The following is a 17,629-nucleotide window of genomic DNA, read 5'->3' as shown; positions in this document are numbered from 1 at the left end:
TCTCCTTGGAAGGCCGACCCGGTCGCGGGGAGGGTGAGGATTCGATATGTCGAACGGCGGTCGATGAGTCGAGCAAGTGGGATCGTAGGCGAGTCGCCGAGTCCGTCAATGACCCGCGCAGGATTCGTCGTTCACATCGAAAAATTCGAGCGGACGCGGGGTGGGTGAGAGCAGCGAACCTCGGGGCACTCGGAAGCCATGGCAAAGCTGCACATAGGTGGACGAAAAGACCAAGCGGCGGACGAGGGGCCCCGGCCGGACGACGTGGGCCCGGGCCCCGAGGTGGAACGGCGTGCGCCGGACGCTCCGACGAAGCTGCCGAAGGGCGCGTGGCGCGGGGTGCTCAAGGGCAGTCTGCGCGAGTTCAAGGACGACGAGCTGACCGACCGCGCTGCGGCGCTGACGTACTACGGGATCCTGGCGCTGTTCCCGGCACTGCTCGCCCTGGTGTCGATCTTGGGCCTGACCGGCAGGTCGACCACGGACAAACTGCTGGACAACATCAAGGACCTCGCCCCCGGCTCCGCCCGCGACATCCTCACCGACGCGGTCAAGCAGCTCCAGGGCAGCGCCGGCGTCGGCTCGCTCATGGCGATCGTCGGCCTGGCGCTGGCGATCTGGTCGGCGTCCGGCTACGTGGCGGCGTTCATCCGGGCGGCGAACGCGGTCTACGACATGCCCGAGGGCCGCCCTGTGTGGAAGATCCTGCCCGTGCGCCTCGGCGTGACCATCACCCTGCTGGTCCTGGCCGTGGTCAGCGCGGTGATCGTGGTCTTCTCCGGGGACCTGGCCCGCCGGGCGGGTGACGCGCTCGGCCTGGGGGACACGGCCCTGACGGTGTGGTCGATCGCCAAGTGGCCGGTGCTGGTCGTCCTGGTCATCATCATGATCGCGATCCTGTACTGGGCCACGCCGAACGCGAAGGTGAAGGGCTTCAAGTGGATCACCCCGGGCAGCTTCCTGGCCCTGGTGATCTGGCTGATCGCTTCCGCCGGGTTCGCCTTCTACGTCGCCAACTTCGCCTCGTACAACAAGACCTACGGCACGATGGCCGGCGTCATCGTCTTCCTGGTGTGGCTGTGGATCAGCAATCTGGCGATCCTGCTGGGCCTGGAGTTCGACGCGGAGGCCACCCGGCAACGGGCGATCGCCGGGGGCCACCCCCCGGAGGCCGAGCCGTACACCCAGCCGCGCGACACCCGGAAGTGGAGCGAGGAGGACCGCCGCCGCATGGGGGAGGGCTGACGGCACCTCCGGCCGACGGCAGGGGGACCGCGTCGCAGGTCGCGCCGATGAGGCCGGCGGTGCTCAACCCACCGTGCTCGCGCGGATCTCCAGCTGGTGCGGGACGACCACGTCCTGCGGCGGTACCGCCGTGGCGGGGCTGTAGATGCGGTCGGCGAGGCACTGCAGGGCGCGTTCCGTGATCTGCCGCTTGTCCGGGACGACCGTCGTCAGGGCCGGGTGGGCCCAGCGGGCGTCCTCGATGCCGTCGAAGCCCACGACCGCCAGGTCCCCGGGGACGCGCAGACCCCGCTGATGGGCGCAGTGCAGCGCGCCCAGGGCGAGTTCGTCGCTGAAGGCGAACACGGCGTCGACCTCGACGCCCTCCTCGAGCAGGGCCGACATCGCCGCGTACCCGTCCGCACGGTGCAGGGTCCGGACAGTCCGTTCCAGCGCGGGGTCGGGTGCGAGGCCGGCCCGGCGGAGCGCCGTCGTGTAGCCCTCGTGGCGCTGGCGGGCGGTGCCGTTGTGCAGGTGCGGCTGGAGTCCGAGGGCGGCGATGCGCCGGCGCCCCAGGCCGATCAGGTGCGTGGTCGCCTCGTCGGCCGCCAGCACGTTGTCCACGGCCACCCGGTCGGCGAGGCCGCCGGGACTGCGCTCGCCCAGGAAGACCAGCGGGACCCGCTGGGCGTGCGCCGCGAGTTCCTCGGGGCCGAGGGCCCAGGGGCTGATGATCAGCCCGTCGACCAGCCGCCCGCCGGTACCCTCCAGCAGGCGCCGCTCGGCGTCGGCGTCACCGAAGGTCTGGTCGATCACGACCGTCCAGGAGCGCTGCTGCGCCGCCTGCACGATGAGCCCGGCGAGCTCGCCGAAGTAGGGCGAGTGCAGCTCGGGGATGGTCAGGCCGATCAGGCCCGTCCGGCCGGCACGCAGGGTGCGGGCGGCGACGTTGGGGCGGTAACCGAGCTCGTCCAGCGCCGCCTGCACCTTGACACGGGTGTGCTCGGCGACGGCGCCGGAGCCGCTGACGACGTTCGAGACGGTCCTGATCGACACCCCGGCGAGGGCGGCGACGTCCTTGAGGCGGCTGGTCACGCCGGACATCTTCGCACGGCCCCACGGGTGCCGGGGCGGCGGGCGGACCGCCCCCGCCTCCACTCTTGCTACGTGGAATGCAACGTTGCATCATGGCAGGGAACCCACCCGAGGAGCCGCCCTGTGAGTGCTGCACACCTGCATCCCGACACCACGCCCTCCGCCCTCGACGCAGACGTCATGGCCGACGTGGAGGCGCTCTACTCGGACGGCATCACCGCCCGCAAGGGCGCCTTCGGCGTGGACTGGGCCGACAGGCTGCGCGAGGACGTCGACGCCGCGTTCGAGGAGGCGCTGTCCCGGCCGGGCGGTGCGGTGGGCCGCGGCCCCCACCGCTACTACGTCGAGATCCACCCCGAGCAGATCAGGGGCTTCGTGGAACTCGTGGACCACCCGTGGGTGCGCTCCGTGTGCGCCGCGGTGCTCGGCCCCGACTATCGCATCGTGGAGATCGGCTTCGACGTACCGCTGGAGGGAGCCGTGAACCAGCCCTGGCACCGGGACTTCCCGATGCCGGAGGAGACCCGCGCGGAACGGCGCCTGACCTCGCTCGCGTTCAACGTCACGACGGTGGACACCACCGAGGACATGGGCCCCTTCGAGATCGCACCGGGCACGCAGTGGGACGACGGCCCCGAGTTCGAGCACGGCATGTTCCCGCCCAAGGCGCACTACGGCCGCTACGCGGAGCGTGCCGTGCGCACGTACCCGCAGCGCGGTGACATCTCCGCCCGGACCGCCCTGACGATCCACCGCGGCACCATCAACCGCTCCCGGCTGTCCCGGCCCGTCCTCGTCCTCGGCGTCGACGGACCCGAGGCGGACAGCGGGGAGCGGCACGACCTCGCCGTCACCCGCGGCTTCTGGGAGCGGCTGCCCGAGCGGGTCCGCCGCCACCTCGACTGCCCGGTCGTGGACGAGCTGGTCCCCGTCACGCAGAAGCACACCATCGAGGGCCTGGTCATGGGCGACGCCTGACCGCCGCGCCCCCGCCGACGGGGCGTTGCGGCCGGCGTCCCGCACGGGGACGACACCCTGTCGGACCAGAACTGCTCCGACTCGTGGCCGAATGATCGTATGACGGGGGCCCGGTCGGGGTAGAACGGACGCCGGGACCCCTCCCGCAGGGCGGGATCCCCGGTTACTCACCCCTGCCGGCACCCCCGGCAAGATCGAAGGACGCAGTATGGCCAGCGGCACCGTGAAGTGGTTCAACTCCGAAAAGGGCTTCGGCTTCATCGCCCAGGACGGCGGTGGACCGGACGTCTTCGCCCACTACTCGAACATCTCCGGCACCGGGTACCGCGAGCTGGTCGAGGGTGAGGCGGTGACGTTCGACGTCACCCAGGGGCAGAAGGGCCCCCAGGCGGAGAACATCGTCCGCGGCTGACGTCCCGACGATTTCCCGGCGGCCCCTTCGACGACTCGTCGAAGGGGCCGCCGGCGTTCCGGCGGGCCGGGCGGGACCGTGGTGCCGCCGACGGGACCGCTTTCGGCCATTGGTCCGTCCGCGCTCAGGCCCTAGGGGGTGTCTCGTCGATCAGGCCGGGCTCGCGGCGCCTGGCACCGCACCTCGCCGCGTTGTCGTCGGTTGCCGATGCTCCGCATCGCCGCCCTCCTCCGCCTTGCGATGCACGGCACCAGACGCCGCTCCCTGATCCGGCCTGATCGACGAGACACCCCCTAGGGCGTAGCGCGTCGACGAGGAGGTCGAGCAGGCGGTCGGTGCGCTCCCGGGGAGCACCGTCCATGATCGCGGCGAACACACCGATGAGCAGCGTGGCCACGTCGTCCGGGTCGACGTCGGCGCGCAACGTGCCCGTCGCCGCGCCCCGTTCGAGGATCGTGCCGATCGTGGTGGTGACGCGCTCCCGTGACGGGGCCGCGATGCGCCCGGAGGCGAACGCGGTGCGCAGGGTGTCCATCATCCCGCGCTTGGTGGCGACGAACGCGGCGTAGCGGCCCGTCCAGGCGCGCAGGGCGACGTCGGCGGGGTGCTGGTCGAGCAGGCCGGGCGCGCTCGCGGTGACGGCGTCCAACTCCGAGGCGTAGACGGCGTCGACGAGGTCCTCGCGGGTGGGGAAGTGCCGGTACAGGGTGCCGATGCCGACGCCTGCCTCGCGGGCGATGGCCTCCAGGGGGACCGGGCCCTCCGCCGCGGCGAACGCGGCTTGCGCGACGGCGATCAGCTTCTCCCGGTTGCGGCGCGCGTCCCGGCGGACCGGCCGGCCCGGGGGATCGGCCGGGCTCGGCCCGGAGGGACCGGCGGAATCGGCGTGTCCACCTGGACCGGCCGGGTCCGGGGAGTGTGACGCGAACAAAACGGAGGCACCTCCGGTACTGCTACGGTTGACGTAACGGAGGCTCCTCCGTATCTCTCCAGTCTGTCACGAGAGCAGGTGGCCATGACCCCCGAAGCCACGTCCGACTCCGTCCCGCGCCCCGGAGGGACCGGGCCGCTGGCCGGCCGCACGGTGTCCCGCATCGGATACGGCGCGATGCAGCTCGAACGCCTCCACGACCGCCGCGACGACGCCGTCGCGCTGCTGCGCCACGCGGTCGAGCGGGGCGTCGACCACGTGGACACCGCCGAGTTCTACGGCTCCGGCTTCGTCAACGAGGTGATCCGCGAGGCACTGCGTCCCGAGGACGACGTCCTGGTCGTCACGAAGGTGGGGGCCGACTCCAACCCCGGCGGCCGGGTCCGCCTGCGTCTCGCCCAGCGCCCCGAGGAGCTGCGCGCCAGTGTCGAGGACAACCTGCGCAGCCTCGGCGTCGAGCGGCTGGACGTCGTCAACCTGCGGCGCCTGGACACCGGCCCCGGGCTGCGGCCCGAGGGGGACCAGGTCGTCGACCTCGACGACCAGCTCGCGACGATGACCGCCCTGCGTGACGAGGGCAAGATCGGCGCGATCGGCCTGAGCAGCGTCACCCTCGACACCCTGCGCCGCGCCCTGCCCGCCGGCATCGTCTGCGTGCAGAACGCCTACAGCCTCGTCGCCCGCGACGACGAGCTCCTGCTGGAGCTGTGCGCAGCCGAGGGCGTCGCCTGGGTCCCGTTCTTCCCCCTCGGCGGGGCCTTCCCCGGGCTGCCCAAGGTGACCGACGACCCGACCGTGCAGGACGTGGCCGCCGCCCTGGGCGCCACCCCGTCCCAGGTCGGCCTCGCCTGGCTGCTCCACCACGCCCCGAACGTGCTGCTCATCCCCGGCACCGCCGACGCCGCCCACCTGGAGGAGAACATCGCGGTCGGGGACATCGCGCTCGACGCGACGACCCTAGGAGCCCTGGACGCTGTGACGTCCCGCTCGTACGACGTCCCGATCGGCTGACGACCACCCTCCCCGCGGTCGCCCGCCGCACCTCCCAAGCGGCGGGCGACCGCTGCCGGGTCGGGCAACGGGTCCCGTCCGGGTCTCACGTCCCGACGGCGGGCGGTCGGCCGGCCTCGTCGACGACGGCGAGTTCCAGCTCGGCCTCGCTGGACAGGAGGGTCCCGGCCTTCCCGTACGGGGCGTCCGCGGTCAGGTAACTGCGGGAACCGAGGAACGAGTAGTCCTCGGTGCCGAAGACCCACTCGGTGCGCACGCCGTGGCGGACGTCGTCGCGGGCGATGCCGAGGCCGTGGCGGCCGATCGCGTCCTGCGCCTGCGGGGCGGGGACGACGCCGGGGATCTTCGCGGCGGCCCGGTAGAGGGCGGCGGCCGTGCGGGGCGGCATCATCCGGCCGAGCAGGGACCCGATCTGCTCGAACACCGCCTGGTCCCGTTCGCGGGCCTCGACCCGGGGGGTCTTGGCGTACAGGTAGGCCAGCAGCTCGTCCGGGTCGGTGGGGAGCGAGCTGAGCCAGCGGTAGGTCGGCCTGCCCATGCCGGCCGGGGTGCCGCCGGTGTCGCCGAACTCGGCGTTGATCGTCGAGGTCTGGCCGTTCTCCTTGATCAGGCCGAGCTTGCGCAGGGGGCCCGGTTCCTGCGCGAGCCACGTCTCCCGGTCGGTCAGGGGGCCGAGGACGGCCTTCCCGCTGGTCAGGTCGGCCCCGCGGGTCTTCTCCCGGGTGTAGACGAACTGGTCGTCGCGCACCGGGGGAGTGGCGCGGTCCGCGGCGGCGTCGGAGATCCGGCCCAGCAGGGCCGCGGCGGGCCGCATGTCCGTGGCCGCGCGGTGCGAGGCGGTGCCGGCGGGCCGGCGGCCGTCGTCGTGCAGGGCGATGCCCGCGGCCAGCACGCCGGCCAGGGTCAGCGCGGTCGCCGGCGCCAGGAGCGCGGGCCGCAGCAGTCGGCGGGCCGGGCGCGAACGCGGCGGCTGCTCTTGGTCGATGTGGTTCATCAGCAGGTCCTTGTGACGGAGGTGCTGCTCGCGCGGGAGGTCCCAGTCGGCCGGGGCCGGCAGCAGGCGGGCGATCTCTTCGCGGTCGCCGTTCGGCTGCGGGGAAGCGCCGGTGGTCTCGTCGTTCATGTGAGCTCCTCCCGTACGGGCAGGGCCGCGATCGCGGCCGCACTTGTCATCTCTCCGCGGGCGGCGGGTGGTTCCCGGTCCTCCTCGGCGAACCGGGCGAGCTTCTTGCGCGCCCGCGACAGGCGGGACCGCACGGTGCCGACGGCAATGCCCAGCGCTTCAGCCGTCTGCCGGTAGTCCAGGCCCGACCACACGCACAGGGCCAGGACCTCCTGTTCCTGGCGCCGCAGCCGGCCCAGCGCGGCGTGCACGGCCAGCAGGCGCCGCGCGTCGTCGATCCGCCCGATGGTCCGGGGCGCGAAGTCCTCCTGCTCCGGTGGCTGCGGCTGGCGCGCCAGGAACAGCCGGCGTCTGCGCTGGGCCCGGCGGGCGTTGTCCGCCTTGTGGGTGGCGATCCCCAGCAGCCAGGGCAGCAGGGAGCCGCCGTCCTCGTGCACCCGGGTCCGCGTGCGCCACGCCGCCAGGAAGGTGTCGGACATGATCTCTTCGGCCGTCGACCAGTCGCCGGTCAGCCGCAACGCGTGGTTGTACACGGCACGGGCGTACTCCTCGTACAGCTGGGCGAACGCCTCGCGGTCCCCCTCGCGCACACGGCGGCGCACATCGTTCTCTGAGTCCCTCACGACCACTTCTCTCCGCGACGCCCGGGGAGTTCCTGTGGCCTGGGTCACGCATCGGTGCCATTATCGTGCATTCACCTGGGGCGGACGGGGGAGGGCGATGACCGAGGAGCCGCCACTTTTCGATCCGTGTTCGTGGACGCTCGACCAGATGCACAGCTTCATCACTTCGAGCTCCGGCGAGGTGCTCGAGACGGCGCGGGTCGCGGCGCAGGGGCACGCCTACGACCGCGACCGTCCTCGGGAGGACCGGCTCAGGTGGGCCAAGCTGTCGCTGCTCGCGAACCGGGGCCTGCGCGACGGCACCGAGACGAGCCGGATCCGGGTCGCCCACCAGGAGTTCATGCTGCGCATGTGGGTGATCGAACAGCTGGGACCCGACGACACGGACCCCGACTGGAGTCCGGAGGCGCTGGCCGCCGACACCCTCGACGCGCTCACGTTGACGCCCGCACGTGCCGTCGAACTCGCCGACGGCCGGCGCGACCTCCCCGTCGGGGACATCCTCGTGCTGCGGTGGCACAAGAACCTGACGGCGCACCTGAGATGGCTGATCGACCACCTGGCACCCGGACCCGTGCGGGAGGCACTGGTCACCTGGGCCGGGACGAGGCCGCTGCTGCCCTGACCGGCCGTGCGGGTCAGGACCGTACGAGGCGGCGCAGGGCGACGTGCGCGAGCGGGGCGTAGAGGGCCGCCGCCAGGGCCGGACCGTCCACGAGGAGGGTCGTCCGGCTGCCCCGGCCGTGCGCGTGCACCTCGTGGTGGAGCCGGAGCCGGACGGGGCCCAGCCGGACGCGCCACGTCCAGCAGTGCCGCCGGTGGTCGACGGCTTCCACGGTGAACGCGGCCCGCAGGCCGACGACCGACTCGACCGTTCCGCTCAGCCCGGGGACGAGGGTGCGGCCGTCCGCGTGAACCGCACGGATCTGCGGGGACCAGGACGCCCACCGGTCGAGGTCGGCGTAGCGCCGCCACACCGTCGTCGGCGGTGCCGGGCCCGTGGCCCGCAGGGTCAGGCGGCCCATGGCCGGTCCGTGAGCCATCGCACCCGGCGCGCGGTGCGGGCGCGGTTCATCCCGCCTGGCCGTGCAGGTACTCCGACAGCGCCTTGCCCGGCCGGAACGCGGCCGTGCCGTCGGCGCTGTGGAAGCTGCCGAAGCTCCCCAGGCTGACCGTCTCGTCGCTCTTGAGGGCCTCCGCGACGGTCCCGGGGTGCTCCACCGTCCCGAAGAGGGTCTCCAGGACCCGGCCGACGTCCCCCGGGGTGAGCTCCCTGCCCCCGGCGCTCTCGCTGGCGCGGCGCGCCGTGATGTCGATGAGGTGCGTCTTGTCCATGGTCACTTCCCGGTGGGCAGGCGAAGGGCATCGGTTCCTCCACCATCCCGCCGGCCCGTGCCGCCCGCATCTCCGTCCCGGCCGTCGGCGGAGTCGGTCAGAGGCCGACGCCTCCGCTGGCGTCGATGGTCTGGCCCGTGATCCAGCGGGAGGCGTCGGAGGCGAGGAAGGCCGCGATGTCGGCGATGTCGCCCGGGTCGGCGATGCGGTTGAAGGGCGACTGCGCGGCGTGCGCGGCTTCCTTCTCCGGGGTCTCCCAGCGGTGGTGGTTGAGGTCGGTCCTGGTGTAGCCGGGCGTGATGGCGTTGACCGTGATGTTCCGGGGCGCGAGCGTGGGCGCCAGGGTGTGGGTGAGGGCTTCGAGCGCCGCCTTGGCCATCGTGTAGGCGAGGGCCGTCGGCAGGGCGACCCGGGTGGCGGCGGAGCTGATGTTGATGATCCGCCCGTGCGGCCGGAGCCGGGGGAGGGCCTGCTGCACCAGGAACAGGGGCGCCTTGGCGAGGACGGCGATCAGGTGGTCGAAGTCCTGGGGCGTCGTGTCGGTGATGGTGCCGCGGATGTTGAGGCCGGCGTTGTTGACGAGGACGTCGAGCACGGCCGGCCGGCCCAGCTGGGTCAGGGCCTGGTCGTAGCGGCGGAACAGGGTCTCGGCGTCGTCCGGGACACCCAGGGGGGCGTGCAGGGTGAACGCCTGGCCGTTGTTCTTGGTGATGAGGTCGGCGGTCTCCTGGGCGGCGGCCTCGTTGCTGTTGTAGTGGACGGCGACGAGCGCGCCGTCGGCCGCGAGGCGCTGGGCGATGGCCCGGCCTATCCCGCGGCTCGCGCCGGTGACCAGCGCGGTCTTCCCCTCCAACGGCCGCGCCGGGTCGGCCTGCGCCGCGTCCGGTCTCGGTGAGGGCGCGGTGCTGTCGTGACGCTGCATGGTGGTCCCCCCTGTTGCTTGCCGGGCCGCCTCCCGCTGGGGGCGGTCGTGCGGCAAGGTAACCGGTCCCGTGCGGTGCGGGGGAGTATTTCGCGCAGGTGTGCGCCCCTTGTTCTCGATGTGTTGGCGGCGCGGCCGCGTTTCCTCAACTCCGCAGGAGTGCGGGGGGAGCAAGTCCCCCCGCGTCAGGCCCGGTTGAGGCGCCCGTTCGACCTCAGCCCTGCAGGAACTCGGCCAGCCCGGCCAGCAGCCGGTCGACGTCCTCGGCGTCGTTGTAGGGGGCGAGGCCGATGCGCAGACCGCCGGCGTCGCCCAGGCCCAGGTGGCGGGAGGCCTCCAGGGCGTAGAAGTGGCTGGACGGCGCGTGGATGTCGCGGGCGGCGAGGAAGCGGTAGGCGTCGGCGGTGTCGTGCTGCGCGAAGGTCAGCAGGAGGGTGGGGGTGCGGTCGGCGGCCCGCGAGTGGACGGTGACGCCCGGAAGCGCGGCCAGTCCCTTCTCCAACTGCGCCCGCAGGGTGGCCTCGTGCCCTTCGAGCGCGGCGAACGAGGCGGCGAGGCGCTCGCGTCGGGTGCCCGTGGCGCTCGTGTCCAGCCCGGCCAGGACGTCCACGGCGGCCCGGGTGCCGGCCAGCAACTCGTACGGGAGGGTGCCCAGTTCGAAGCGCTCCGGAACCGCATCGCTGGAGGGCAGCAGCTTGTCGGGGCGCAAGGTCTCCAGCAGCGCCGGCCGGGCGGCCAGGACGCCGTGGTGCGTCCCGAGGAACTTGTACGGCGAGCAGACGACGAAGTCGGCGCCCAGCGCCGGCAGGTCGACCAGGGTGTGCGCGGCGTAGTGGACGGCGTCGACGTGCGCGAGGGCTCCCGCGTCGTGGGCCACGCGGCAGATCTCGGCGACCGGCGGGCGGGTGCCGATCAGGTTGGACGCGGCGGTGACGGCGACCAGGCGGGTGCGGTCGGACACGACGGCGCGGATGTCGTCGGCCGTCAACTCGCCGGTGGCCGGGTCGAACGCGGCCCAGCGCACGGTGGCGCCCACCCGCTCCGCGGCCTGCAGCCAGGGGCGGATGTTGGCGTCGTGGTCGAGGCGGGTGACGACCACCTCGTCGCCGGGCCCCCAGGAGGAGGCGAGGGTGCGGGCCAGGTCGTAGGTCAGCTGCGTGGCGCTGCGCCCGAAGACGATGCCCGCCGGGTCGGCGGCCAGCAGGTCGGCCATGGCCCGGCGCGCTCCGGCGACGATGTCCTCGGCGTTGCGTTCCCCCAGCGAGTACTGCCCCCGGTTGGACAGGGGCCGCGCCAGCGCGTCGCCGATCGCGTCGATCACGGGCCGCGGCGTCTGCGTGCCCCCGGGCCCGTCGAAGTGCACGGTCCCGGCCTGGAGTGCGGGGAAGAGCGAACGCAGGGAGTCGATGTCGTACGGCAACTTCTCAGCTCCTGTCGAGGTCCGGACCAGTGGCACGAGTCAACCGCATGGGCCGGAGCGGGGCGAGACCGCCTCCCTGATCACCGGCAGCGGCACCGGACGGGGCACCTGACGGAGCCCTCGGGTGGCCTGCCGACGGTCCTCGCCGGGTGCCTGGATCCGTGGTCGGCCGACTCGTTCGTTCGGCGGACTGCGGCTCCCGCGGCGGCGTGTTGTCCGCGGATCGAGAGCGCCGGCGCGAGAGTGGGAATTCCGTTCCTCGCCCCCTTTGTCCAGGAGTGTGCCATGAGTGTGCGTGTCGCCGTGATCTATTACAGCGCCACCGGAAACGTCCACCAACTCGCCAAGGCGGTGGCGGAAGGCGCGGCGTCACGCGACGCCGAGGTGCGGCTGCGGCGCGTCCACGAACTCGCGCCCGACACCGCCGTCGACGCCAATCCCGCCTGGCGCGCCCACGTGGACTCCACGAAGAACGAGGTGCAGGAGGCGACGCTGGAGGACCTGGAGTGGGCGACCGCCTACGCCTTCGGCACCCCGACCAGGTTCGGCAACGTCACGTCCCAGCTGAAGCAGTTCATCGACCTCACCGGTGGCCTGTGGCAGGCCGGGGTCTTCCACAACAAGCCCGCCACCAGCTTCACCTCGGCCATGAACCGCCACGGCGGCCAGGAGTCCACCATCCTCTCGATGAACAACGTCCTCTACCACTGGGGCTGCGTCATCGTGCCGCCCGGCTACACCGACCCGCTGCTGTTCGCCGCCGGCGGCAACCCGTACGGCACCAGCTGGGCCAGCGGCGGCGGCGAGACCCCCGACGAGGCCACCCTCGAGGCCGCCCGCTACCAGGGCCGCCACCTCGCCGACATCGCCGAACGCCTGCGGATGTCGTAGGCGGACGCCCGCAACCGGCCGGCACCGCCCGCAACCGGCCGGGAGCAGACGGGAGCGGCCTCAGTCCGCCTCGGCCCGCACGAGTTCCGCCGTGAACTGGGCGCCGGCCAGCAGGGCCAGGTTGGTCAGCCACAGCCACACCAGGAACACCACGACCCCCGCGAGGGAGCCGTAGAGCCGGCTGTAGGTGCCGAACCCCGAGGCGTAGGCGGCGAAGCCGGCCGAGGCGGCCAGCCACAGGCCCGCCGCCAGCACGCCACCGGGGACGCTGTGCCGTCGGCGGCGGGACGGCGGCGGGCCGTGCCGGAACACGATGATCACCAAGCCCGCCACCAGGCACAGCAGCAGCGGCCAGCGCAGCAGGCTCCAGGCCCAGGCCACCTTCGCGCCCAGCCCGAACAGCCGGCCGACGCTCTCGGCGACGGGCCCGGTCAGCAGCAGCACCAGCGCGCTGACGGCGAGCAGCACCAGCAGGGCCAGCGCGGTCAGCAGGATGCGGTGCGCCCGGTGCCAGGACGAGCGCGGGTCCTCGGCCCGGTGCATACGGTGCAGGGCGCGCCGGAAGACCGCCAGGTAGCTGCACGCGGACCACAGCGCGCTGATCGTGCCGCCCGCGAGGAGCGGCCAGGCCGCTCCGTCGGCCCGCAGCGCGCGCACCAGCACCCGGTGCAGGTCCGCCCCCGATCCCCCGGGGGCGTAGGCGGTGACCTGCGCGACCAGCTTCTGCGCGGTCCCCGGGCTGATCAGCCCGAAGGACAGCACCGTCACCAGCAGGGCGGGCAGCACGGCCAGGATGGCGTAGTACGTCAGCGCGGCCGCGTAGTCCGAGATGTCGTCGTTCCACAGCGACACCGGCGTGCGGCGCAGCGCCGGCCACCAGCCGTCCAGCCCCGCCCCGTCCCGGTGCGTGGCCCTGCCCGTCTCCGCCTGCTTCTCGACCGCCATCCCTGCCGCATGCCCCGCCCGGGCCGTCCGAACGCCTGGCGTACGCGGGACGGCCGTCTGCATCCTCGGCGCGGTGTCGGGGCGAAGCAGAGGGTATGACGAGATGGACGCCCCGGCCCGACGGCGGACGGCCGTCCGGGACAGCCTGTTCCCACACCTGGACGGCCGACCCGGCGCCGCTGAGCGCGACGTGCCCGGCCTGCGCGGCGCGCGGACGCGCACCCGGTGACCTGCTGCTCTGCCTGACCTGCGGCCACGTCGGGTGCAGCGACAGCTCTCCCGGAGCCCACGCCACGGCCCACTTCGAGGCGGACGGGCACCCGGTGGTCCGCAGCCTGGCCCGCGACGGCGGCTGGGCCTGGTGCTACGAGGACGAGGTGTACCTGGACCAGCTCGGCGGACCCGCGCCGCCGGCCGCTCCGCGCGCTCCCGAGTCCGTCTGGGACTACCCCCGGCCGCCCGCCACGAGCCCGGACGACCGTGTCGTGGTCGTCGAGTGCGCCGGGCAGGTCGTGGCCGAGAGCCGCAGGACGATCCGGGTGCTGGAGACCAGCCACCCGCCCGTCTTCTACGTCCCCCCGCAGGACGTCCGCACGGAGCTCCTGCGCCCCGCCGCCGGGGGACGGACCTGGTGCGAGTGGAAGGGAGCCGCCCGGTACTACGACGTCGTCGTGGGCGAGGAGGTGCGCGCCCGCGCCGCCTGGACGTACTTCCACCCGGAGCCGGCCTACGCGGACCTCACCGCCTTCTTCGCGTTCTACCCGAGCCGCGTCGACCGCTGCACGGTCGCCGGGGAAGTGGTCACGGCGCAGGAGGGCGACTTCTACGGCGGCTGGATCACCTCTGAGGTGCGGGGGCCGTTCAAGGGGGCACCGGGCACCCGGCTGTGGTGAGGCGGGGACGGAACGGCCCGCCCCCGTGACGCAGCGCGCGGCGGCGGGTCAGCCGAGCCGCCTGCCGGGCGGGGGCAGGGCGACCGGCGGGCCGAACCGCACCGGGAGCCCGGGGGCGTACAGCACGCTCACCGGCTCGCCCCGCGGCCTGGACAGACCCGCGGCCGCGACCAGGTCGTCCTCCCAGCCCAGCAGGCTGCACCTGCGGAACGTCCAGGCGGGGTGCGTGGTGGGCAGGTAGTAGGTGCGTCCGAGGAACCGCTCGTGCAGCCCCCACCGCTGGGTGAGGAACTCCTCCAGCGGTCCGGCCGTCACCGGCTCGTCCTCCACGTCCAGCCAGACGCGCGCCCCGGCGCGCTCACCCCCGCGTCGGCTCGTGCGGTACACCAGCCGGCCGTCGAACCACGCGCTCCTGATCCGGGACCACCGGTAGGGCAGCCCGAAGGCGCCGCGTGCCGTCAGTACGGGCAGCAGCCGGTCGCAGTCCAGTGACCGGAACACCACCCCGCGCCGGCCCACGGCGTCGCGGCTGTACAGCCGGACGTTGACCTCGCCGAAGCTGCCCAGGTACGGCAGGGGAGGGGTCGGGCCGAAGGCGAGGTCGTCCATGCGGAAGAACACCAGGCCGACGTACGCCCGTCCCTGGTACAGGTCGGGCACGGTGCCGGGCGGCAGCAGCCGGGCGACCTCGAACGGGTCGGCGGGCCAGTGCAGGAACACGAGGTCCCGCCAGCGCTGCCGGAACAGCACGTGCCGCACGGCGTGCGGGGCGACCGGTGTGAGGGCCTGAACGGGGCGTACGCGGTGGGCCGGGGGCCCGTACGCCGGACGTCTCCTCGGCATGCCCGCCCTACCCACTGCGGCGCGTCGGGCGGCACCGGCGCCCGTGACCTGCTCGGTTCATGTCCCGCCTCCCGTTTCCGCCGACGACGTCATGGGACCTACGTGTCTGGTTCGCCGGTCGGCGGCCCACCGGATGCAGCGGCCGGCTCAGACGGTGGCGGGCTGCTGGACGCAGCGGCCTCAGACGGTGGCGGGCTGCTGGATGCAGCGGCCTCAGACGGTGGCGGGCTGCTGGATGCTGTCGCCGCGGTTGTTGAGCGCGATGTAGGTGCCGATGCGGCGGAAGTCGTTGATCACGCCGAACAGGCTCTTGTTCGACGGCAGCAGGGCGCGCAGGGCGGGCTTGTCGGCCAGGCGGGCGTGGAGCAGGTCCTTGTAGGCGTTGTAGACGCGCGCGGTGTAGTTGGGTTCCTTCGCCGCGTTCATCCGGTAGTCGTTGGTGATCGCGATGGACGCCAGGTCCATGAGGTAGCAGTCGAAGAGGTCGGTGACGTCGCCTGCCTTCGCGCCCGCTTCGCCCGAGCGCGCCTGCCGCTCGAGGCTCTCGGCCATCTCCACGACGATGTCCCGGTAGACGCCGTGCCGGGTGCTGCTGGGGAAGGCCGCCATGATGTGGTCGGCCTGTCCGGCGCCCTGGGTGCTCATGGTCCGCGGGGTGGCCAGGTCCCCGAGGCCCGGGACGGGCAGGGGGATGTCCTGGAACATCGCCTCCTCGTCGGGGATGCTCCCGTTGCGGGAGGCCAGGGGGTGCAGGCCGATCTCGTGGGCGAGCATGCCCATGATGTAGCCGGTGTCGTACTTCTCGAAGTAGTAGCTGGCCAGGTTGATCCGCACGCCCTCGTCGGCGAGGTCACGCACGTCGGCCGGCGTCTCCGTCGTGCGCACGTGCAGGGTGATGCGGACCGGGCGGGCGCCGACGTAGGCCTGGATCGTCGGGTGCTCCCGGAGCAGCTCGATGATCCGGACGGCCTTGTCGCGGTACCTGTCGTCGGTGTGCTTGAGGTTGGTGAACTCGTAGTTCCCCGACCTGAAGGGGGTGAGGACCGGCTCGGGGGCGGGGCCCTGTGGCATCTGGGCCGGTACTTCCGTACCCCCGGGGCCGTCGGTGGTGTCGTCCGTCGTGGGGAGGGAAACGGGGTCGACCCACACGGAGGCACGCGGGGTCGGCGCGCTGGCCCGTCGGGTCTCCTCCCAGGTCCGGTCCGGGTCCGCGTCGCCGTCGTGGGGCTCGGGTGGTACGTCTCCGACGTGCGCCTGCAGGAGGGCCAGGTGGCGGCCCCGCAGCCCGCCCCGGGCGAGGGAGGCGTCCTCGGGAGCCTCGTCCAGGGCACCGAGGAGGCTGCCGGGGACGTGGGGGCGGTGCGGGGTGTCGGCGTCGCGGTACTCGTCGCGCAGGCCGAGCTGGTGGGTGAGCTCGTGCACCAGCTGGACGGGGTCGGCGTCGGCCCACCAGGTGGTCTGGTCCATGGTCCGGTCGCGGGCGGCCAGGTCCACGGTCAGGTGCGGGGCCCCGCCCGAGGCGTCGGTGGCGGCCGGGTCGACGCGCTCGACCGTGACGTGGAGACGGTCGCCGCCGGGCAGCAGGTGGCCGGGGTCGTTGAGGAACTCGTGCACGCCCGCTTGGAGTTGCTCGAAGACGCGGGCCGTGTCCTCCTGCGTGCCGCGCAGGGCGACGCGGACGGTGAGGTCGGTGACGGGCTCGCCGTCGTAGGTGAACCGGCGTGCGTCGAAGGCCGAACGGACGACGAACCGGGGACGGTGGTCGCGTGGCCTCCGGGGCCGCGGGACGTCCGCTGCGGGCGCCGCCGGCGCCGGGGCGTCGTCCGTGGGCGGCGCGAGGCGGGGAGCGGTCCCACCGGTGTCGCCGCTCCACCGTGGTGCGACGGTCTGGATGCTGTCGCCCTGGTTGTTGAAGGCGAAGCTGGCGCCGAGACCGAGGAAGTTGTTGGTGACGTTGTACCAGCTCTTGTCGGCGGGGAGCAGCGCTCGTACGGGGCTGTCGTCCGGCAACTGCGCCGCGAACTGCGCCTTGTACGCGTTGTAGACCCTCGCCGTGTAACGGGGCTCCCACGCGGCGTCCTTGCGGCGGTCGTTGGTGACCGCGATGGTGGCGAGGTCCATCAGGTAGGTGTCGATCAGGTCGGTGACGTCCTTGGTCTTGGCGCCTTCTTCGCCTGTGCGTGCGTCTTCGGCCAGGACGTGGGCCATTTCCGTGACGATGTCGCGGTAGATGCCGTGGCGGATGGTGTGGGGGAAGGCGGCCATGATGTGGTCTTCCTGGCCGGCGTCTTCGGTGTTCATGAAGCGGGGGGTCTTGAGGGTTTCGAGGCCGGGGACCATCAGGGGCATGCCGCGGTAGAGGTCTTCTTCCTCGGGGATGCGGGTGTTGCGGCTGGCCAGGGGGTGCAGGCCGATTTCGTGGGCGAGCATGCCCATGATGTAGCCGGTGTCGTATTTCTCGAAGTAGTAGCTGGCGAGGTTGATGTCGACACCGTCGTCACCGCGGTCGATGACGTCCGCGGGGGTCTCCGTCGTGCGCACGTGCAGGGTGATGCGGACCTGGCGGTCGCCGACGTAGTCACGGATCGTGTCGTGCTTGCGGAGCAGCTCGATGATCCGGATCGCCTTGTCGCGGTACGCCTCGTTCGTGTGCTTGAGGTTGGTGAACTCGAAGTTCCCCGAAGTGAAGGGAACGAGGGTGGGCTCCGCGGCACCGGGCGCACTACCGGTGGACTGCGGTGCGCGGGGCGCGGCACTGGGCTCGGTCGTACTGTCGGCGCTGCCCTGGGGTAGTCGGGGGCGTGTTTCGCCGGTCGTGTGGGTGGTGGGGGGTGTGGTTGGGGTGGGTTGTTGGATGCTGTCGCCGCGGTTGTTGGTGGCGATGCTGGTGGCGAGTTGGGTGAAGTTGCGTGCGACGCCGAAGAGGGTCTTGTTGGAGGGCAGGAGGTTGAGGAGTGTCGTGTTGTCGCCGAGGGCGGTGCGG

Annotated in this window: 17 protein-coding genes and 1 pseudogene; 7 read left to right on the top strand and 11 right to left on the bottom strand. The window is 72.8% G+C overall.

All coding sequences use genetic code 11. From position 1 onward, the window contains the following. Positions 1–198: 198 nt before the first annotated feature. Positions 199–1,245, top strand: a complete 1,047-nt coding sequence (locus AQJ30_RS33735; RefSeq protein ID WP_079084479.1) for a YihY/virulence factor BrkB family protein — start codon at positions 199–201, stop codon at positions 1,243–1,245. Positions 1,246–1,308: 63 nt separating this feature from the next. On the opposite strand, the gene AQJ30_RS33730 is transcribed toward AQJ30_RS33735, so the two are convergent. Further along, positions 1,309–2,319, bottom strand: coding sequence for a LacI family DNA-binding transcriptional regulator (locus AQJ30_RS33730; RefSeq protein WP_067241542.1), 1,011 nt, complete (start codon positions 2,317–2,319; stop codon positions 1,309–1,311). Between the two features lie 180 nt (positions 2,320–2,499). Between AQJ30_RS33730 and AQJ30_RS33725 the strand changes: the two genes are divergently transcribed. Together AQJ30_RS33725 and AQJ30_RS33720 are read left to right on the top strand one after the other, a co-directional pair. Beyond that, a complete protein-coding gene (locus tag AQJ30_RS33725) occupies positions 2,500–3,297 on the top strand; it encodes a phytanoyl-CoA dioxygenase family protein (RefSeq protein ID WP_067241540.1) in 798 nt (265 codons plus the stop codon). A gap of 208 nt (positions 3,298–3,505) precedes the next feature. Next, on the top strand, positions 3,506–3,709 hold the full coding sequence (locus AQJ30_RS33720; protein ID WP_067241459.1) for a cold-shock protein: 204 nt from the start codon (positions 3,506–3,508) through the stop codon (positions 3,707–3,709). Between the two features lie 289 nt (positions 3,710–3,998). On the opposite strand, the pseudogene AQJ30_RS33715 reads toward AQJ30_RS33720, so the two are convergent. Beyond that, positions 3,999–4,640 (bottom strand): annotated as a pseudogene (locus AQJ30_RS33715) (TetR/AcrR family transcriptional regulator); the annotation flags it as partial. Between the two features lie 84 nt (positions 4,641–4,724). On the opposite strand from AQJ30_RS33715, the gene AQJ30_RS33710 reads away from it, so the two are divergent. Further along, positions 4,725–5,651 (top strand): aldo/keto reductase, encoded by a 927-nt coding sequence (locus AQJ30_RS33710; RefSeq protein WP_067241458.1) that lies wholly within the window; start codon positions 4,725–4,727, stop codon positions 5,649–5,651. Positions 5,652–5,736: 85 nt separating this feature from the next. Here AQJ30_RS33710 and AQJ30_RS33705 read toward each other — a convergent pair whose 3' ends face one another. Next, a complete protein-coding gene (locus AQJ30_RS33705; RefSeq protein WP_067241457.1) occupies positions 5,737–6,774 on the bottom strand; it encodes a CU044_5270 family protein in 1,038 nt (345 codons plus the stop codon). Further along, on the bottom strand, positions 6,771–7,376 hold the full coding sequence (locus AQJ30_RS33700) for an RNA polymerase sigma factor (protein WP_067241455.1): 606 nt from the start codon (positions 7,374–7,376) through the stop codon (positions 6,771–6,773). Before AQJ30_RS33700 ends, AQJ30_RS33705 begins: the two co-directional genes overlap by 4 nt. Before the next feature lie 169 nt (positions 7,377–7,545). Between AQJ30_RS33700 and AQJ30_RS33695 the strand changes: the two genes are divergently transcribed. Beyond that, positions 7,546–8,022 (top strand): hypothetical protein, encoded by a 477-nt coding sequence (locus AQJ30_RS33695; protein WP_245727246.1) that lies wholly within the window; start codon positions 7,546–7,548, stop codon positions 8,020–8,022. 13 nt (positions 8,023–8,035) lie between these two features. Here AQJ30_RS33695 and AQJ30_RS33690 read toward each other — a convergent pair whose 3' ends face one another. From AQJ30_RS33690 to AQJ30_RS33675, 4 genes are all read right to left on the bottom strand, one after another. Further along, a complete protein-coding gene (locus AQJ30_RS33690) occupies positions 8,036–8,422 on the bottom strand; it encodes an SRPBCC family protein (RefSeq protein ID WP_067241451.1) in 387 nt (128 codons plus the stop codon). A 46-nt stretch (positions 8,423–8,468) separates the two neighbouring features. Further along, positions 8,469–8,732 (bottom strand): HU family DNA-binding protein, encoded by a 264-nt coding sequence (locus AQJ30_RS33685; RefSeq protein ID WP_067241538.1) that lies wholly within the window; start codon positions 8,730–8,732, stop codon positions 8,469–8,471. A 97-nt stretch (positions 8,733–8,829) separates the two neighbouring features. Beyond that, a complete protein-coding gene (locus AQJ30_RS33680; protein WP_079084477.1) occupies positions 8,830–9,654 on the bottom strand; it encodes an SDR family oxidoreductase in 825 nt (274 codons plus the stop codon). Between the two features lie 214 nt (positions 9,655–9,868). Continuing rightward, positions 9,869–11,074 (bottom strand): cysteine desulfurase-like protein, encoded by a 1,206-nt coding sequence (locus AQJ30_RS33675; RefSeq protein WP_067241449.1) that lies wholly within the window; start codon positions 11,072–11,074, stop codon positions 9,869–9,871. A gap of 285 nt (positions 11,075–11,359) precedes the next feature. Between AQJ30_RS33675 and wrbA the strand changes: the two genes are divergently transcribed. Further along, on the top strand, positions 11,360–11,965 hold the full coding sequence (gene wrbA, locus AQJ30_RS33670) for an NAD(P)H:quinone oxidoreductase (RefSeq protein WP_067241447.1): 606 nt from the start codon (positions 11,360–11,362) through the stop codon (positions 11,963–11,965). Between the two features lie 60 nt (positions 11,966–12,025). On the opposite strand, the gene AQJ30_RS33665 is transcribed toward wrbA, so the two are convergent. Beyond that, complete coding sequence (locus AQJ30_RS33665; RefSeq protein WP_079084476.1) at positions 12,026–12,910, bottom strand: YihY/virulence factor BrkB family protein; 885 nt, start codon at positions 12,908–12,910, stop codon at positions 12,026–12,028. A 95-nt stretch (positions 12,911–13,005) separates the two neighbouring features. Here AQJ30_RS33665 and AQJ30_RS40160 point away from each other — a divergent pair, with 95 nt between their 5' ends. After that, positions 13,006–13,803, top strand: a complete 798-nt coding sequence (locus AQJ30_RS40160; protein ID WP_159052417.1) for a DUF427 domain-containing protein — start codon at positions 13,006–13,008, stop codon at positions 13,801–13,803. A 48-nt stretch (positions 13,804–13,851) separates the two neighbouring features. On the opposite strand, the gene AQJ30_RS33655 is transcribed toward AQJ30_RS40160, so the two are convergent. After that, the gene (locus AQJ30_RS33655) at positions 13,852–14,646 is read right to left on the bottom strand and encodes a YqjF family protein (RefSeq protein WP_079084475.1); all 795 of its coding nucleotides are present in this window, start codon (positions 14,644–14,646) and stop codon (positions 13,852–13,854) included. 213 nt (positions 14,647–14,859) lie between these two features. Then, positions 14,860–17,629, bottom strand: a 2,770-nt coding sequence (locus AQJ30_RS33650; RefSeq protein WP_159052416.1) for a hypothetical protein, incomplete at its 5' end; no start/stop codon positions are given.

Origin of the sequence: Streptomyces longwoodensis, assembly GCF_001514125.1 — a bacterium.
Classification (GTDB): Bacteria; Actinomycetota; Actinomycetes; order Streptomycetales; family Streptomycetaceae; genus Streptomyces; species Streptomyces longwoodensis.
This window is presented reverse-complemented; position numbering and strand designations above follow the sequence as displayed.

What these genes read in the sequence shown, in the direction of transcription:
- AQJ30_RS33735 (WP_079084479.1), top strand. Translation starts at nt 199, where the DNA reads ATGGCAAAGCTGCACATAGGTGGACGAAAAGACCAAGCGGCGGACGAG.
- AQJ30_RS33725 (WP_067241540.1), top strand. Translation starts at nt 2,500, where the DNA reads ATGGCCGACGTGGAGGCGCTCTACTCGGACGGCATCACCGCCCGCAAG.
- AQJ30_RS33720 (WP_067241459.1), top strand. Translation starts at nt 3,506, where the DNA reads ATGGCCAGCGGCACCGTGAAGTGGTTCAACTCCGAAAAGGGCTTCGGC.
- AQJ30_RS33710 (WP_067241458.1), top strand. Translation starts at nt 4,725, where the DNA reads ATGACCCCCGAAGCCACGTCCGACTCCGTCCCGCGCCCCGGAGGGACC.
- AQJ30_RS33705 (WP_067241457.1), bottom strand. Translation starts at nt 6,774, where the DNA reads ATGAACGACGAGACCACCGGCGCTTCCCCGCAGCCGAACGGCGACCGC.
- AQJ30_RS33695 (WP_245727246.1), top strand. Translation starts at nt 7,546, where the DNA reads ATGCACAGCTTCATCACTTCGAGCTCCGGCGAGGTGCTCGAGACGGCG.
- AQJ30_RS33690 (WP_067241451.1), bottom strand. Translation starts at nt 8,422, where the DNA reads ATGGGCCGCCTGACCCTGCGGGCCACGGGCCCGGCACCGCCGACGACG.
- AQJ30_RS33685 (WP_067241538.1), bottom strand. Translation starts at nt 8,732, where the DNA reads ATGGACAAGACGCACCTCATCGACATCACGGCGCGCCGCGCCAGCGAG.
- AQJ30_RS33680 (WP_079084477.1), bottom strand. Translation starts at nt 9,654, where the DNA reads ATGCAGCGTCACGACAGCACCGCGCCCTCACCGAGACCGGACGCGGCG.
- wrbA (WP_067241447.1), top strand. Translation starts at nt 11,360, where the DNA reads ATGAGTGTGCGTGTCGCCGTGATCTATTACAGCGCCACCGGAAACGTC.
- AQJ30_RS33665 (WP_079084476.1), bottom strand. Translation starts at nt 12,910, where the DNA reads ATGGCGGTCGAGAAGCAGGCGGAGACGGGCAGGGCCACGCACCGGGAC.
- AQJ30_RS40160 (WP_159052417.1), top strand. Translation starts at nt 13,006, where the DNA reads ATGACGAGATGGACGCCCCGGCCCGACGGCGGACGGCCGTCCGGGACA.
- AQJ30_RS33655 (WP_079084475.1), bottom strand. Translation starts at nt 14,646, where the DNA reads ATGCCGAGGAGACGTCCGGCGTACGGGCCCCCGGCCCACCGCGTACGC.